Genomic DNA, 19,382 nt, shown 5'->3' with positions numbered 1-19,382 from the left:
TTTATCTATTAATATACAGGTAACCGTTCATTGATTTGTTCTGTTGATCATTTGCATAATCAATTATGTAGAAGTAAACACCTACTGGTAACTCATCGTTCTTTTTTATGGTTACCCTACCGTTTGACAACCCTTTAAAAGCATTACCATTATTGTCGTATCCGCTCGTTTCAAATACTAGAACTCCCCATCTGTTATAAATTTTGACGGTATTGTTAGGGAAAGATTCAATATTTGTAATTGTAAATACTCCTTCGTTTATATTAGGATTTAGTAAATCGCTTTCTATACTAATGTCGCAAATAGCACCAATAGGTGGTGTTCCTCCATTAGAACTACAACCATCTAATGGATCTGTATTGTCACTAATTTCTTGACCATCAGAAATACCATCACCGTCTGTATCTGCATTTTCTGGATGCGTGCCTAATGTGTTTTCTTCTTCTGTAGATAAGCCATCATTATCACAGTCGCTAGTAGTTAAAGGTGTTCCATTAACTGAGTCACAGTCATCCAATGGGCTTGTAGCATCTATTACTTCTTCACCATCATTAATACCATCACCGTCTGTGTCTGGATCAATTGGATTTGTGCCCAGATCAACCTCTTCACCATCTGTTAATCCATCATTATCAGTATCAGCATTGTTCGGGTCAGTACCTAATGAAGCTTCCTCATCTGTGGTAAGGTTATCTAAGTCGCAATCACTGGTACCTAACGGAGTGCCTGCTATAGAATCACAATCGTCTAAAGGATTAGTTGAATTTAATACTTCTTGACCATCATTAATGCCATCTCCATCCGAATCAGGGTTATTAGGATCTGTTCCTAAATTATTTTCCTCATCATTGGTTAGTCCATCATTATCTGGATCATTATCCGCTACATCAACCATATAAGATTTGGTTTCGCTTACTGAAGTGCTATTACCTGCGTTATCTAAAACTGTAAGGCTTACTTCAATTGAAGTGTCATTATCCGCTACCAAATCACTTCCAGGAACATCAATACTAAAGTTTCCTAGAGCGTCAACAGTACCTGAAAAGGTGTTCCCATTTACGACTATGGTTACCGGATCATTCTCATTAAAATCTCCACTTACCGTACCTGTTATTGAAATAATAGAACCTGCTTCAGTTGCATTGATACTATTATCACTTGTAATATCATCAACGGTTACCGTTACCACAGGTACTGTTACATCTACGTTATATGTTTTTATTTCTGTGGATGTGCCCGTATTTCCGTTGATGTCTGTCGTAGAAATACTTCCATCTACAGCGGCATCAACATCGGCAGCCAAAGCACTTCCTGGTACATCGATGCTGTATGCACCCATTGCATCAACAGTTCCCGTATAATTTGTTCCGTCAACAGTTAAGGTTACCGTATCCCCAGCGTTGAAGTCACCTGAAACGGTTCCTGTCACCGCTACGCTAGCTCCTGCTTCTGTAGCGTTCAGGATGTTGTCTGCCGTAATATTGTCAATCACTAATACCGGAGCTGGGTTTACCAAATCTACAGTATATGTTTTTGTTTCAGTAACGGTAGAACTATTACCCGCTCCATCAGTTGTGGTTACTCTACCGTCCACGGTAGAATCGCCATCCGCGGCAAGTGCCGAACCAGGAACATCGATACTATAATCACCAGCTGCATCCACAGTTCCTGTATAATCTGTTCCGTCTACAGTTAAAGTAACGGTGTCTCCAGTATTGAAATCACCTGTAACATTACCCGTTACCGCAACATCGGCAGCAGCTTCCGTAGCGTTCAAGATATTGTCAGCTGTGATATCGTCTATGTTCAAGGTTATCGCAGGAAGAACAGCATCATGCTGAATATCCCTAGTTGCCTGTGTTGCAGGGTTACCACCAAGGTCGCTTACGTCTGCGGTGATAGTTGCATTGTCAGGAAGTGCCTGTGCATCAAGAGCAGAGATATCCAAGGTCCACGTACTACCGGAAACGGTAGCGTTATAAGTTTCCCCGTTCAAGGTAACCGTTACCGTTTGTCCATCTTCTACATTTGTGGTTGTTCCGTTAATGGTTACCGGACTGTCATCTTCCGTTGCATTGATAATATCATCCACAGCTACTACATTTATTGCGATAGCTGGTGATGTGGTATCCACACTGTACACTTGCGTATCGGTAGCCGTTGCTGAATTACCTGCAGTATCGGTCGTAGTTACACTACCGTCCACTGTTGTATCCGGGTCCGCAGCTAATTTACTGCCAGGAACATCTATACTATAATCACCAGCCGCATCGACAGTTCCTGTGTAATCCGTTCCGTCCACAGTTAAAGTTACGGTGTCACCATTGTTAAAGTCACCCGTAACGTTACCCGTTACCGCAACATCTGCAGCAGCTTCCGTAGCGTTCAGGATGTTGTCCGCTGTGATATCGTCTATGTTCAAGGTTATTGCAGGTGCTACAGTATCCACACTATACACTTGTGTATCGGTAGCTGTTGCAGAGTTTCCAGCAGTATCGGTTGTAGTTACACTACCGTCCACTGTGGTATCCGGGTCTGCAGCTAATTTACTGCCAGGAACATCGATACTATAATCACCAGCTGCGTTGACAGTTCCTATATAATCTGTACCGTCTACAGTCAAGGTTACCGTGTCACCATTGTTAAAGTCACCTGTAACGTTACCCGTTACCGCAACATTGGCGGCAGCTTCCGTAGCGTTCAGGATGTTGTCCGCAGTGATATCGTCTATATTTAGTGTGATGTTTGGAAGCGTAGCATCATGTTGAATATCCCTAGTTACCTGTGTTGCAGGATTACCACCAAGATCACTTACATCCGCGGTGATGCTTGCATTGTCGGGAAGTGCCTGTGCATCTAAAGCAGGAATATCCAAGGTCCATGTATTACCGGAAACGGTAGCGTTATAAGTTTCCCCGTTCAAGGTAACCGTAACGGTCTGACCATCTTCTACATTGGTCGTTGTTCCGTTAATCGTTACCGGACTATCGTCTTCTGTTGCATTGATGATATCATCCACCGCTACTAAATTGATAGCGATAGTTGGTGAAGTTGCATCTACCGAATAGACTTGTGTATCCGTTGCTGTTGCAGAATTGCCTGCAGTATCGGTCGTAGTTACACTACCGTCCACTGTGGTATCCGGGTCCGCGGCAAGTGCTGAACCAGGAACATCGATACTATAGTCACCGGCTGCATCAACGGTTCCGGTATAATCGGTTCCGTCAACAGTCAAGGTTACCGTATCACCTGTATTGAAATCACCCGTAGCGTTACCCGTTACCGCAACATCTGCAGCAGCTTCCGTTGCGTTCAGGATGTTGTCAGCTGTGATATCGTCTATGTTCAAGGTTATTGCAGGAAGAATAACATCATGTTGAATATCCCTAGTTGCCTGTGTTGCGGAGTTTCCGGCAAAGTCGTTTACATCCGCGGTGATGGTTGCATTGGCAGGAAGTACCTGTGCATCCAGAGCGGGAATATCCAAGGTCCATGTATCACCGGAAACGGTGGTAGTATAAGTTTCTCCGTTCAAGGTAACCATAACGGTCTGACCATCTTCTACGTTTGTAGTTGTACCAGAAATAGTCACTGGACTATCATCTTCGGTAGCGTTGATAATATCATCCCCGGCTACTACATTTATTGCGATAGCTGGTGATGTGGTATCCACACTATACACTTGCGTATCGGTTGCTGTTGCAGAATTTCCAGCAGTATCGGTCGTAGCTACACTACCGTCCACTGTTGTATCTGGGTCCGCAGCTAATTTACTACCTGGCACATCAATACTATAATCACCAGCTGCATCGACAGTTCCTGTGTAATCTGTACCGTCTACAGTCAAGGTAACGGTGTCTCCAGTATTGAAATCACCCGTAACATTACCCGTTACCGTAACATCGGCAGCAGCTTCCGTAGCGTTCAGGATGTTATCTGCAGTGATATCGTCTACGTTCAAGGTTATCGCAGGTGCTACAGTATCCACACTATACACTTGTGTATCGGTAGCTGTTGCAGAGTTTCCAGCAGTATCGGTTGTGGTTACACTACCGTCCACTGTTGTATCTGGGTCCGCAGTTAATTTACTGCCAGGTACATCAATACTATAATCACCAGCCGCATCGACAGTTCCTGTGTAATCCGTTCCGTCCACAGTTAAAGTTACGGTGTCTCCAGTATTGAAATCACCAGATACGGTTCCAGTAACTGTTACATCTGCAGCAGCTTCCGTTGCGTTCAAGATGTTGTCCGCTGTGATATCGTCTATGTTCAAGGTTATTACAGGTGCAACAGTATCCACACTGTACACTTGTGTATCGGTTGCTGTTGCAGAATTGCCAGCAGTATCGGTCGTATTTACATTACCGTCCACTGTGGTATCTGGGTCCGCAGCTAATTTACTGCCAGGTACATCGATACTATAGTCACCGGCTGCATCGACAGTTCCGGTATAATCGGTTCCGTCCACAGTTAAAGTTACGGTGTCTCCAGTATTGAAATCACCAGATACGGTTCCAGTAACTGTTACATCTGCAGCAGCTTCCGTAGCGTTCAAGATGTTGTCAGCAGTGATATCGTCTATTACCAATACTGGGACTGGTAGTGTAGTGACATGCTGAATATCTCTAGTTGCTTGCGTTGCGGGGTTTCCGGCAACATCACTTACATCAGCAGTAATAGTTTCATTGGCATCTAAAGCTTGCGCTTCTAGTGCAGTGATATCGAATGTCCATATATTTCCTGTAACCACAGGAGAATAGGTTGTTCCATTTAAGACTACAGTTGCTACTTGATTATCTTCCACATTGGTAGTTGTACCAGAGATAGTCACTGGACTATCGTCTTCGGTAGCGTTGATAATATCATCAAGAGCTACAACATTAATCGCGATAGTTGGTGCAGTTGCATCTACACTATACATATGTGTATCCGTTGCTGTTGCAGAATTGCCAGCAGTATCCGTAGTGGTTACACTACCGTCCACTGTTGTATCTGGGTCCGCAGCTAATTTACTGCCAGGTACATCGATGCTATAATCACCTGCTGCATCAACGGTTCCTGTGTAATCTGTACCGTCAACCGTCAAGGTAACGGTGTCTCCAGTATTGAAATCACCAGATACGGTTCCAGTAACTGTTACATCTGCAGCAGCTTCCATTGCGTTTAGGATGTTGTCCGCAGTGATATCGTCTATGTTCAAGGTTATCGCAGGTGCAACAGTATCCACACTATACACTTGTGTATCGGTTGCTGTTACAGAATTGCCAGCAACGTCCGTAGTGGTTACACTACCGTCCACTGTGGTATCCGGGTCCGCAGTTAATTTACTACCAGGTACATCGATGCTATAATTACCGGTCGCATCGACAGTTCCGATATAATCCGTTCCATCCACAGTTAAAGTTACGGTGTCTCCAGTATTGAAATCACCAGATACGGTTCCAGTAACTGTTACATCTGCAGCAGCTTCCGTTGCGTTCAAGATGTTGTCCGCTGTGATATCGTCTATGTTCAAGGTTATCGCAGGTGCAACAGTATCCACACTATACACTTGCGTATCGGTAGCTGTTGCAGAATTACCAGCAGTATCGGTTGTGGTTACACTACCGTCCACTGTTGTATCCGGGTCCGCAGCTAATTTACTGCCAGGTACATCGATACTATAATCACCTGCTGCATCAACGGTTCCTGTGTAATCCGTTCCGTCCACAGTTAAAGTTACGGTGTCTCCAGTATTGAAATCACCAGATACGGTTCCAGTAACTGTTACATCGGCGGCAGCTTCAGTAGCGTTCAGGATGTTATCTGCAGTGATATCGTCTATGTTCAAGGTTATTGCAGGTGCAACAGTATCCACACTGTACACTTGCGTATCGGCAGCTGTTGCAGAATTGCCAGCAGTATCGGTCGTAGTTACACTACCGTCCACTGTTGTATCCGGGTCCGCAGCTAATTTACTGCCAGGTACATCAATACTATATGCACCCAATGCATCGACAGTTCCTGTGTAATCTGTACCGTCAACCGTCAAGGTAACCGTATCACCTGTATTGAAATCACCAGATACGGTTCCAGTAACTGCTACATCTGCAGCAGCTTCCGTAGCGTTCAGGATGTTATCCGCAGTGATATCGTCTATATTTAGTGTGATGTTTGGAAGCGTAGCATCATGCTGAATATCACGCGTTACCTGTGTTGCAGGATTACCGCCAAGGTCGCTTACATCCGCGGTGATTGTTGCATTGGCAGGAAGTGCCTGTGCATCCAGAGCAGGAATATCCATGGTCCATGTATTACCGGAAACGGTGGTAGTATAAATTTCCCCGTTCAAGGCAACCGTAACGGTCTGACCATCTTCTACATTGGTAGTTGTACCAGAAATAGTTACTGGACTGTCATCTTCCGTGGCATTGATGATATCATCCCCGGCTACTACATTTATTGCTATAGCTGGTGATGTGGTATCCACACTATACACTTGCATATCGGTAGCTGTTGCAGAATTTCCAGCAGTATCAGTTGTAGTTACACTACCGTCCACTGTTGTATCCGGGTCTGCAGTTAATTTACTGCCAGGTACATCAATACTATAATCACCGGCCGCATCAACGGTTCCTGTGTAATCTGAACCGTCTACAGTTAAAGTTACAGTGTCTCCAGTATTGAAATCACCAGATACGGTTCCAGTAACTGTTACATCGGCGGCAGCTTCCGTAGCGTTCAAGATATTGTCCGCAGTGATATCGTCTATGTTCAAGGTTATTACAGGTGCAACAGTATCCACACTATACGCTTGCGTATCGGTAGCTGTTGCAGAGTTTCCAGCAGTATCGGTTGTGGTTACACTACCGTCCACTGTTGTATCCGGGTCTGCAGTTAATTTACTGCCAGGTACATCAATACTATAATCACCAGCTGCATCGACAGTTCCTGTGTAATCTGTTCCGTCCACTGTTAAAGTTACGGTGTCTCCTGTATTGAAATCACCAGATACGGTTCCAGTAACTGTTACATCTGCAGCAGCTTCCGTAGCGTTCAGGATGTTGTCAGCTGTGATATCGTCTATTGCCAATACTGGGACTGGTAGTGTTGTGATATGTTGAATATCTCTAGTTGCCAGTGTTGCGGAGTTTCCGGCAACATCATCTACATCTGCAGTGATAGTTTCATTGGCATCTAAAGCCTGTGCTTCTAGAGCGGTGATATCAAAGGTCCAAGTATTTCCTGTAACTACAGGAGAATAGGTTGTACCATTTAAGACTACAGTTGCTACTTGATTATCTTCGACATTGGTTGTTGTACCAGAAATAGTCACTGGACTATCATCTTCGGTAGCGTTGATAATATCATCAAGAGCTACAACATTGATAGCAATTGTTGGTGCCGTTGCATCTACAGAATAGACTTGTGTATCCGTTGCTGTTGCAGAATTTCCAGCAGTATCGGTTGTAGTTACACTACCGTCCACTGTGGTATCTGGGTCTGTAGCTAATTTACTGCCAGGTACATCGATGCTATATGCACCCAATGCATTGACAGTTCCTGTATAATCAGTTCCGTCAACCGTCAAGGTAACCGTATCACCTGTATTGAAATCACCCGTAACGTTACCCGTTACCGCAATATCGGCAGCAGCTTCCGTAGCGTTCAGGATGTTATCTGCAGTGATATCGTCTATATTTAGTGCGATGCTTGGAGGTGTAGCATCATGCTGAATGGCACGGCTAGCCTGTGTTGCAGGATTACCACCAAGATCACTTACATCCGCGGTGATGGTTGCATTGGCAGGAAGTGCCTGTGCATCCAGAGCAGGAATATCCAAGGTCCATGTATTACCGGAAACGATGGTAGAATAAGTTTCCCCGTTCAAGGTAACCGTAACGGTCTGACCATCTTCTACATTGGTCGTTGTTCCGTTAATGGTTACCGGACTGTCATCTTCAGTTGCATTGATGATATCATCCCCGGCTACGACATTTACTGTAATAGCAGGTGATGTGGTATCCACACTATACACTTGTGTATCGGTAGCTGTTGCAGAGTTTCCAGCAGTATCGGTTGTAGTTACACTACCGTCCACTGTTGTATCTGGGTCCGCGGCTAATTTACTGCCAGGTACATCAATACTATAATCACCAGCTGCATCCACAGTTCCTGTATAATCGGTTCCGTCAACCGTCAAGGTTACCGTATCTCCATCGTTAAAGTCACCCGTAACGTTACCAGTTACAGCAACATCTGCGACAGCTTCCGTAGCGTTCAGGATATTGTCCGCAGTGATATCGTCTATGTTCAAGGTTATTACAGGTGCAACAGTATCCACACTATACGCTTGCGTATCGGTAGCTGTTGCAGAATTGCCAGCAGTATCCGTAGTGGTTACACTACCGTCCACTGTGGTATCCGGGTCTGCAGCTAATTTACTGCCAGGTACATCGATACTATAATCACCAGCTGCGTTGACAGTTCCCGTATAATCGGTTCCGTCCACAGTTAAAGTAACAGTGTCTCCAGTATTGAAATCACCCGTAACGTTACCAGTTACTGAAACATCTGCAGCAGCTTCTGTAGCGTTCAAGATATTGTCTGCTGTGATATCGTCTATGTTCAAGGTTATTACAGGTGCAACAGTATCCACACTATACACTTGTGTATCGGTAGCTGTTGCAGAGTTTCCTGCAGTATCGGTTGTGGTTACATTGCCATCCACTGTTGTATCTGGGTCTGCAGCTAATTTACTGCCAGGTACATCGATACTATAATCACCGAGTGCATCCACAGTTCCGATATAATCGGTACCGTCCACAGTTAAAGTAACGGTGTCACCATTGTTAAAGTCACCCGTAACGTTACCCGTTACCGTAACATCGGCAGCAGCTTCCGTGGCGTTCAGGATGTTATCTGCAGTGATATCGTCTATTACCAATACTGGGACTGGTAGTGTAGTGATATGCTGAATATCTCTAGTTGCATGTGTTGCAGAGTTTCCAGCAACATCGCTTACATCCGCAGTGATTGTTTCATTAGCATCCAAAGCTTGCGCTTCAAGAGCAGGAATATCCAAGGTCCATGTATTACCGGAAACGGTAGCGTTATAGGTTTCCCCGTTCAAGGTAACCGTAACCGTTTGTCCATCTTCCACATTGGTCGTTGTTCCGTTAATCGTTACCGGACTATCGTCTTCCGTGGCATTGATGATATCATCCACCGCTACTACATTGATAGCGATAGTTGGTGAAGTTGCATCTACAGAATACGCTTGTGTATCGGTAGCTGTTGCAGAATTACCAGCAGAATCGGTCGTAGTTACACTACCGTCCACTGTTGTATCACCATCCGCAGCTAATTTACTGCCAGGTACATCGATACTATATGCACCCAATGCATCGACAGTTCCTGTATAATCCGTTCCGTCAACCGTCAAGGTTACCGTGTCACCATCGTTAAAGTCACCCGTAACGTTACCCGTTACCGCAACATCTGCGGCAGCTTCCGTAGCGTTCAGGATGTTGTCAGCTGTGATAGCGTCTATTACCAATACTGGGACTGGTAGTGTAGTGATATGTTGGATATCTCTGGTTGCTTGTGTTGCGGAGTTTCCGGCAACATCATCTACATCCGCAGTAATAGTTTCATTGGCATCTAAAGCTTGCGCTTCTAGAGCAGTGATATCGAATGTCCACGTATTTCCTGTAACCACAGGAGAATAGGTTGTTCCATTTAAGACCACAGTAACGGTCTGACCATCTTCTACATTGGTAGTTGTTCCGTTAATGGTTACCGGACTGTCATCTTCCGTAGCGTTGATAATGTCATCCCCGGCTACTACATTGATAGCGATAGTAGGCGAAGTAACATCATGTTGGATATCCCTAATTGCTTGTGTTGCCGAGTTTCCAGCAACATCACTTACATCCGCAGTGATGGTTGCATTGGCAGGAAGTGCCTGTGCATCCAGAGCAGGAATATCCAAGGTCCATATATTACCGGAAACGATGGTAGTATAAGTTTCCCCGTTCAAGGTAACCGTAACGATCTGACCATCTTCTACATTGGTAGTTGTTCCGTTAATCGTTACCGGACTGTCATCTTCCGTTGCGTTGATGATATCATCCCCGGCTACTACATTTATTGCGATAGCTGGTGATGTGGTATCAACACTGTACACTTGTGTATCGGTTGCTGTGGCAGAGTTTCCTGCAGTATCGGTCGTAGTTACACTACCATTAACTGTTGTATCTGGGTCCGCAGCTAATTTACTACCTGGCACATCAATACTATAATCACCAGATGCATCGACAGTTCCCGAATAATCGGTTCCGTCAACCGTCAAGGTTACCGTGTCACCTGTATTGAAATCACCCGTAACGTTACCCGTTACCGCAACATCGGTAGCAGCTTCCGTAGCGTTCAAGATATTGTCCGCAGTGATATCGTCTATGTTCAAGGTTATCGCAGGTGCAACAGTATCCACACTATACACTTGTGAATCGGTAGCTGTTGCAGAGTTTCCAGCAGTATCGGTCGTAGTTACACTACCGTCCACTGTTGTATCCGGGTCCGCAGCTAATTTACTGCCAGGTACATCGATTCTATAATCACCGGCTGCATCAACGGTTCCCGAATAATCGGTTCCGTCAACAGTCAAGGTTACCGTATCACCTGTATTGAAATCACCCGTAACGTTACCCGTTACCGCTACATCTGCAGCAGCTTCCGTAGCGTTCAGGATGTTATCTGCTGTGATATCGTCTATGCTCAAGGTTATTGCAGGTGCAACAGTATCCACACTATACACTTGCGTATCGATAGCTGTTGCAGAATTGCCAGCAGTATCGGTTGTGGTTACACTACCGTCCACGGTTGTATCCAGGTCTGCAGCTAATTTACTGCCAGGTACATCGATGCTATAATCACCAGCTGCATCGACAGTACCTGTATAATCAGTTCCGTCAACCGTCAAGGTTACCGTATCACCTGTATTGAAATCACCAGATACGTTACCCGTTACCGCAACATCTGCAGCAGCTTCCGTAGCGTTCAAGATGTTGTCAGCTGTGATATCGTCTATGTTCAAGGTTATTGCAGGTGCAACAGTATCCACACTATACACTTGCGTATCGGTAGCTGTTGCAGAATTGCCAGCAGTATCGGTCGTGGTTACACTACCGTCTACAGTTGTATCTGGGTCTGCAGCTAATTTACTGCCAGGTACATCGATACTATAATCACCGGCCGCATCGACAGTTCCTGTATAATCTGTACCTTCTACAGTCAAGGTAACGGTGTCACCATCGTTAAAGTCACCCGTAACGTTACCCGTTACCGCAACATCGGTAGCAGCTTCCGTAGCGTTCAGGATGTTATCTGCAGTGATATCGTCTATGTTCAAGGTTATTACAGGTGCAACAGTATCCACACTATACACTTGCGTATCCGTTGCCGTTGCAGAATTGCCAGCAGTATCCGTAGTGGTTACACTACCGTCCACTGTTGTATCACCATCCGCAGCTAATTTACTGCCAGGTACATCAATACTATAATCACCAGCCGCATCGACAGTTCCTGTGTAATCCGTTCCGTCCACAGTTAAAGTTACGGTGTCTCCAGTATTGAAATCACCAGATACGGTTCCAGTAACTGTTACATCTGCAGCAGCTTCCGTTGCGTTCAAGATGTTGTCCGCTGTGATATCGTCTATGTTCAAGGTTATTACAGGTGCAACAGTATCCACACTGTACACTTGTGTATCGGTTGCTGTTGCAGAATTGCCAGCAGTATCGGTCGTATTTACATTACCGTCCACTGTTGTATCTGGGTCCGCAGCTAATTTACTGCCAGGTACATCGATGCTATAATCACCAGCTGCATCAACAGTCCCCGTGTAATCCGTTCCGTCCACAGTTAAAGTAACGGTGTCTCCAGTATTGAAATCACCTGTAACATTACCCGTTACCGCAACATCGGCAGCAGCTTCCGTTGCGTTCAAGATGTTGTCCGCAGTGATATCGTCTATGTTCAAGGTTATTACAGGTGCAACAGTATCCACACTATACACTTGCGTATCGGTAGCTGTTGCAGAATTACCAGCAGTATCGGTCGTGGTTACACTACCGTCCACTGTTGTATCTGGGTCCGCAGCTAATTTACTACCAGGTACATCGATGCTATAATCACCAGCTGCATCGACAGTTCCTGTGTAATCTGTACCGTCTACAGTCAAGGTAACGGTGTCTCCAGTATTGAAATCACCTGTAACGTTACCCGTTACCGCAACATCTGCGGCAGCTTCCGTTGCGTTCAAGATGTTGTCCGCAGTGATGTCGTCTATTACCAATACTGGGACTGGTAGTGTAGTGATATGTTGGATATCTCTGGTTGCTTGAACAGCAGCAGTCCCCAGACTGTTGGTAACATCTGCCGTTATAGTTTCCGTAGCACCTAATGCTTGTGCATCTATGGCAGAAATATCTAAAGTCCATGTATTAGCAGAAACAGTTGTGGTATATGTTTGTCCGTTTAAAGTAACCGTTACTGTTTGTCCATTTTCTACATTGGTTGTTGTTCCGTTGATCGTTACCGGACTATCGTCTTCCGTGGCATTGATGATATCATCTCCAGCCACTACATTAATTGCGATTGTTGGTGTTGGAACTACTGTAACATTTACCGTTGCCGTATCCGAATCATTGTTGGCATCCGTAATCGTATAAGTAAAGGAATCCGATCCACTATACCCAGCTGCGGGTGTATACAATACCGTATCATCTGTTGGGTCTAATGGCGTACTATTATCATCTACAGAAACCGTTCCTCCATTTGTTGTTGAAGTACTCGGAAGTGTAATTGCACCAGCATTTGGTCCATCACCACCAAAATCATCTGGACCATTTCCATTATAAGCCAGTACATCTATAGCATTATTGCTAGAATCTTGTGCAATTGAAATATCATCATCCTGTGCTGTTGGCAAACTATTTACACCAACGTTTACGGTTACCGTAGCAATGTCACAGTTTGTAGGATTAGTGGCATCACAAATTTGATAGTTAACCGTGTATGAACCAGAACCAGTGTTACTAGCTACATCTACAGAACCATCACCATTTACCGTTAATGGTCCGTTTGAAGTTGGAGTTATAGTAACACTTGAAGGGTTAAGAATTGCTCCATTGAATTCATCATTATCAAATACATTTATGACATCGTCTATTCCTGTAAATCCTTCAACAGCAGTTATGCCCGCCGAATCGTCAATAGCATCTACATTATTTATAACTGTTAATGTAGCTTGTGCCTCTTCTGGACAAGAATTGTTTGCACTTCTGACCAAAACTTTATAGATATTCCCATCCATGATGAGGGTAACATCTGAAATAGTTAAACTAGAACCGGTGGCTCCTGAAATGTTAGAAAACGTAGATCCAGAATTGGTGCTTACCTGCCATTGGTACGTTGGACTAGCATTTACATCATAGGTTGGTGTTCCAGAAATATATGCCGAAGCATCTAAAGCAGAAGCTGCTACTGTAAATGTAGCATCGTCACCAACTCGTTCTTCTTGGTCTGTTGGTGCTGTATCAATAGTTGTTTCTGATGCCGTTGTTACTCCGTTTGTAGTACCTGTATATGCCGTTGATGCACCAGTTACCTGACCATTTGCATCATATCCTGTACCATCTACTTCGCCGTCATTATCATCATCGGTATGCCCCGCTTCAACAGCATCATTACAACCATCGTTATCGCTGTCTGTGTCCAATGAATCTGGCGTACCATCTTCATCGGTATCTGGACAACTAATAACCGGTGTAAATGCAAATCCCTCTCTATTATAGGCGGTATTACTGTTAATACTTGAATCTGCTGAAAACGAAACTGTAGTTGGAAAAGTTGAAACACTAGTCATATCGACTTTAAGACTCCACTCCGTATCCTGTAAAGAATAAGGAGTCCCATTATTTATTTCAATAATATCACCCGAGTATAAAATATCTCCCGTTACCCTGCCTGTAACTTCATCTAAAGGATCATTTAAGATAGCCGAACCACCTCCACTCCATGTAAGTGTAATTTCTTTATTAGCATTTTGTGTACCCGCAGTTACACCTTCTGCTCCATTACCTAAAACAATATAATCTAATGTTCCTGTGGTTGGAGCATTTAAAATAAGGTCTATTGTTGTAATTGCATCTGTTGTTCCTTGGTCCCATCTTATCTGTATACCTGAAGTTGATGAAAGCACACTTGAGGGATACTCTGGATTAATAGTAAACCCTAATACGTTATTACCATTTGATTTATAGAAACCGGTAATGTTAGTAGTATTGTTACCTGAATCAACAGAGCCGGTAACAGACGGACACTCATCTACATCTAAAATACCATCATTATCATCATCTTCGTCACAACCATCAAAAACCCCATCATTATCAGAATCGACAGTTCCACAGCCAGCATCTTCAGTATCGTCCCTATAATCTACTTCAGGCGTAGTGCTGTTCTGTATATTTGGTAAAGCAGTAGGATCATTAATAGTTCCGTTAGGGTCTAAATACCCTGTAGTAGCATCGGTACTATCGTCTAGACCGTCATTATCAGCATCTGTATTTGATAGTGTTATTCCTGCTTCTACAGTATCATCATCTCCTTCATCATCACTATTTAAATCAAGAAAATCAGGATTGTCCGTACCATCTGTATTCTCAGGAGTTATGCCTCCCAAATAGGCACTGTTAACACCATTATTAGTTTCATAAGTAGCTGCATCATCGGTGTTTTGAGGCACATAACCTGCTGTAGTCTGTGCTTCAATATTATCCGGAATACCATCTCCATCACTATCTAGATCTAAATTATTTGGTATAGTATCATTATCGGTATCTTCACATTCTTCAACCAATTTAATATTATCTAATAGCACACCAGTACTACCTGTACCCAATAAGCCTGAAGACTCAATATCAATAGTTATGGTAGTACCTGTTGGTGTTAATTCTACGGCATAGGTATCCCACACTACTGTAGATGTTCTATTACCAGCTCCACCTGTTCCAACAGCAGCTATATTATTGGGTTGTAAAGTAGTTAGCAATGTTCTTCCACCTCCATAATCAACATAAACCGATGCCTCGAACGATGCTTCCGCAGAACTAAAATCCAACGAAAAACTAACTGTTTTACCGGGTGTAAAACCGGTATATGTTTTTTGAATATTTGCAGCTGTTGGCGATCCATATAAATCTATATGCTGATTACCAGCAGAAGAGTTAAATAAATCATACACAAGATCAAAAGACCCACCATTAGTTACAGACCAACCTTCAATAGTTGTTTGATTGATAAATAAGTCAATTTCCCCATCCGCATCACCATCTGTTTTACTTGGTGGACTTGGAGTATCACTAACTAAATCTGGAATTTCAAAAGAATCGTTATAATTAGGAGCGCTACATTCTACGCTATCTAAAATACCATCATTATCCGCATCTTCATCGCAGTTATCAAAAACACCATCGCCATCAGTATCAACATAACCACATGGATTAACCGCCCCTTCGTCTCTATAGTCTACCTCAGGATTATCAGTATTTTGTGTGTTCGGTAGCGTAGTAGGGTCATCAATAGTTCCGTTAGGATCTGAGTATCCCGTAGTAGCGTCGGTACTATCGTCTAGACCGTCGTTATCCGCATCAGCATTGGCCAATGTCAATCCTGCTTCCGTGGTATCATCATCTCCTTCATTATCACTATCTACATCTATATAATCCGGAGTATCTGTACCATCAGTGTTTTCAGGAGTTATGCCACCTAAATAGGCGCTATTTACTCCTTTGTTAGTTTCGTAAGTGGCTGCATCATCTGCATTTTGAGGAACATAACCTGCTGTAGTCTGTGCTTCAATATTATCTGGGATACCGTCACCATCACTATCTAGGTCTAAATAATCTGAAATTCCGTCTGGGGTAGTTTCAGAATCTAAAATGGTATAGTTTACGGTTCCTGCATCTTCATTACCACCACCCTGAACAGCGTCTGGAACACCATCAAGACCTACATCTCCTGTAACTTCGCCGTTAGAGTGTGTTGCATTATGGCCAGCTTCAACGGCATCATAAATACCATCGTTATCCGAGTCTAGATCAAAATAATTTGGAATTCCATCCTCATCGGTATCGCAAGCTAATGCATGAGAAAAAGATACATCATCAAACCTTGTAAAACTTGTACCGTTCTGGTTATTATAGATATAGAATCTGAAGTAATATGTTGTTCCTGCTGATAAGAAATCACTGGAACTTATAGTATAAGACAGATAATTACCTGCCAGCATATTATCAATATGAAAATCTTGTGCTTTTACTGTAGGATTACTAAAGCTTGCATTCGTATCCATTTCAATGGCCATATCAAAATTACCATAATCAACCTCCGGACCGCTAGGGCTAGTGTAAAAACCAATATTGATACTTGTAGCCCATAAATCTACCGCAGGTGTGTACGAAACTTGTACATAATGACCGGCTGATTTTGCTGTGGCAAAAGTGTTTTGGTCTGCATCATTAAAAATATAAGTATATAAGCTGCCTGTTTCATTTAAAGAACCAAAAGAAATATTTGGTGCCGCAGTAAAATTAGGACTATTGATTAAAGTTCTATTTTCAAAAGTAGCATAATCAGATTCTCCTGGATCGGTTGTTCCTACAGTACCTGCATTTGGCGTTTCGCTATCATTATGGAACCATTCTACTTGTGTTTGTGCACATAAGGATAGTTCTTCAGCATCTAAAATACCATCATTATCATCATCTAAATCATCTACATCAAGTACTAAATCCCCGTCATTATCTGGACCTGCCGGACCGCCACAAGCGCTGGAGTTAGAAGCATCTGTTACCGCTGAATTTGTACCAGTGTACCCATCACTACCTTCTACTACACCATAAGAAGAATAGCCTGTACCATCTACTTCACCATCCTCGGTTGCATCTGTAAAACCAGCTTCTGTAGCATCTGTACAAGCATCACCATCTGAATCTTGATTTAAGAAATCCGGTGTTCCTGGAGTTGTTTCAATAGGGTTTAATGCAGTGCCAGAACAGTCGGTTGTACTTGAGCCTCCAACCTCAACACCATATACTTCTACACTATTCCAATAGGCAGTTATTTGAATGTATTGGGTATCGGCATTTGTGATTTCTGTATAGGCAGTTACGGCACTACCGTTAACTGAATAGTCTGCAATTTTGCTCCCAATTTGGTTACCACTTGCATCTGTTTGATGTATTTGCCCACTTTGGTTACTGCCTGTAGCATGTGCCATGTAAATGGTTATGCTAGAACCAGAAGGAATTATAGTACCTAAATCTAACACTATTCTGGATGTACCGTTAGCGGTAGAAACTGCGGCATTAGTATCGGATATACCTGTAGTCCCAAAAGCATTACTAGTATTGGAAAATGAACCTTGAGGAACAGATGCACCTACCGCATTTATAGTGCCTGAATTTGTACTAGTACAACTATTATCATAAATATCGGCCAAACCATCATTATCCAAATCGTCAGCATTGTCTACAAATCCGTCGTTATTAGCATCTGTACCACCAGCTTCAACAATATCATAAATACCATCATTATCTGAATCTAAGTCTTGTGAATTTGGAATGCCATCACCGTCAAAATCACAGGCAACCGCTCCACCAGCAAGTATGGTAGGTATTAATGAAATATCGTCCAAGGCCAAATCATTTCCACATCCGCCTGTATTGTTATTTATTAATACAACTTCAATATTAGTGGAAGTACCAGTATTAAACTCAAAATTATAATTTTGCCAACTACCTGTTCTAGCAATATCTCCGGTATCATAACTAGCAATTACTGCACTTGCATTATCTAAATCTCTAATTTCATATCTTACGTTAGGTAAAATAAACCCGTTAGGTTCTGATTCACAAAAGGTTTGATTAGCAGCACTATTGGCATTTACTAACCAAGCAGAAAATTTATAGGTTGTATTTTGGGAAACGGTTACGGTTCTATTATAGAAATCCCCAGGATCAAAACTAGCATTTACCACCATCATATAACCAGAGCCATCTGTATGGTCACCTAAGTTTGCTTGCCAACTACCTTCCGGTTCATTTACACGAGTTGCGATGGCGTAATCACCGTCATTTAAAGCATTGGGGAAATTTGCATATGCTGCAATATCCCCTCTATAATTATATGTCGTATAGCCAGCAGGTAAAGCTCCACCAGGATATGACCCAGTTCCAAAATCTTCATAAAAAACGGCACAAGAAATATTTTCTACATCATCTGGAATTCCATCGTTATCATCATCGGCATCGGCATCATTTGATAAACCATCACCATCAATATTTTCTGCACTACCAGACATGGTCCATGGAGAAAACTCATTTATACCTAATACAGTTACCGTATTATTTGTTCTACTGGTACTATTTGCTCCTTTTTTCTCCCATGCACTAGCCGTAGAATTATACCTATAAGAAGTAAGATTGTTTTCTCCATTTGCAGGTGTATCACTATCCGCATAGGTAAAAATTAGGTTTGCCGTTCCAGAACCAGATTTATCTATTTGCCAAAATCTATTTAAAGAAGAGGAACTAATATTTTCGCCAGTTGTTGTAGTCATATTTCCTACCGCATCCGGTAATGTAGGCAAGGGAGTCATATTTAGACCGGTAGGATAGGTAGACACTGTTATTTGCCCTAAGTCTCCACTAGCTCTTTCTATACTTAATGGGATTAAGTCTCCACTTAAAGATCCAAAAGGAATAGTATAAGCACCTCCAGTAGCAGAAGTTTGCCAAAGCACTTTGCTTTGGTTCAGTACATCTTCACTAATTATATAGCCTTCATTGGTAATTAGTGCACCAATTAGAGAATTGGTTATTTGTAATGTGTTTGAATTTAAATCAAGACTTACATCTTTCAGGTCCAATATACCCAAATTAGTACCCGATATGGACCCACCTACTATAGTGTTAACTTCTAATGTAGCTTGGTCAACTTCTAAAATTAAATTGTAAAACAGGGTTGTATTACTACCTCCAATAGTGGTTATATCCGTTGTTTTTGTTAGCGTAACCACACCCTCCGAATCTGTTGTAAAAACCTGATTTCCAGCATTGTTATTTAGCCAATTTCCATCAACGCTTATTTCTGAGGCGTTGGATACAGAACCCTCATCAGCTATATAGAAATCACCTTGGTCCACCCTTATAGATGCCCCATCTGTTATTGAAACGGAAGCACCAATAACATTCAGTCCATTCTGCGCGGAAACCGCGGAAATACTGAAAATAAATATTAAAATAAAAAATTGATAAGTTTTCATATCTATAAGA

The 19,382-nt window shown here is 42.8% G+C and carries 1 protein-coding gene; it reads right to left on the bottom strand.

Annotated elements, in window-relative coordinates; genetic code table 11:
* Position 1 precedes the first annotated feature (1 nt).
* Positions 2 to 19,372 carry an Ig-like domain-containing protein gene (locus VBZ51_RS14260; protein WP_416577356.1) on the bottom strand — a complete coding sequence of 6,457 codons (19,371 nt, stop codon included), beginning with the start codon at positions 19,370 to 19,372 and terminating at the stop codon, positions 2 to 4.
* Positions 19,373 to 19,382 lie beyond the last annotated feature (10 nt).

This window comes from Maribacter sp. HS (assembly GCF_048059195.1).
GTDB classification, from domain to species: Bacteria; Bacteroidota; Bacteroidia; order Flavobacteriales; family Flavobacteriaceae; genus Maribacter; species Maribacter dokdonensis.
Note: the sequence above shows the minus strand (reverse complement) of the source record. Positions and strands in the feature narration are given on the sequence as shown.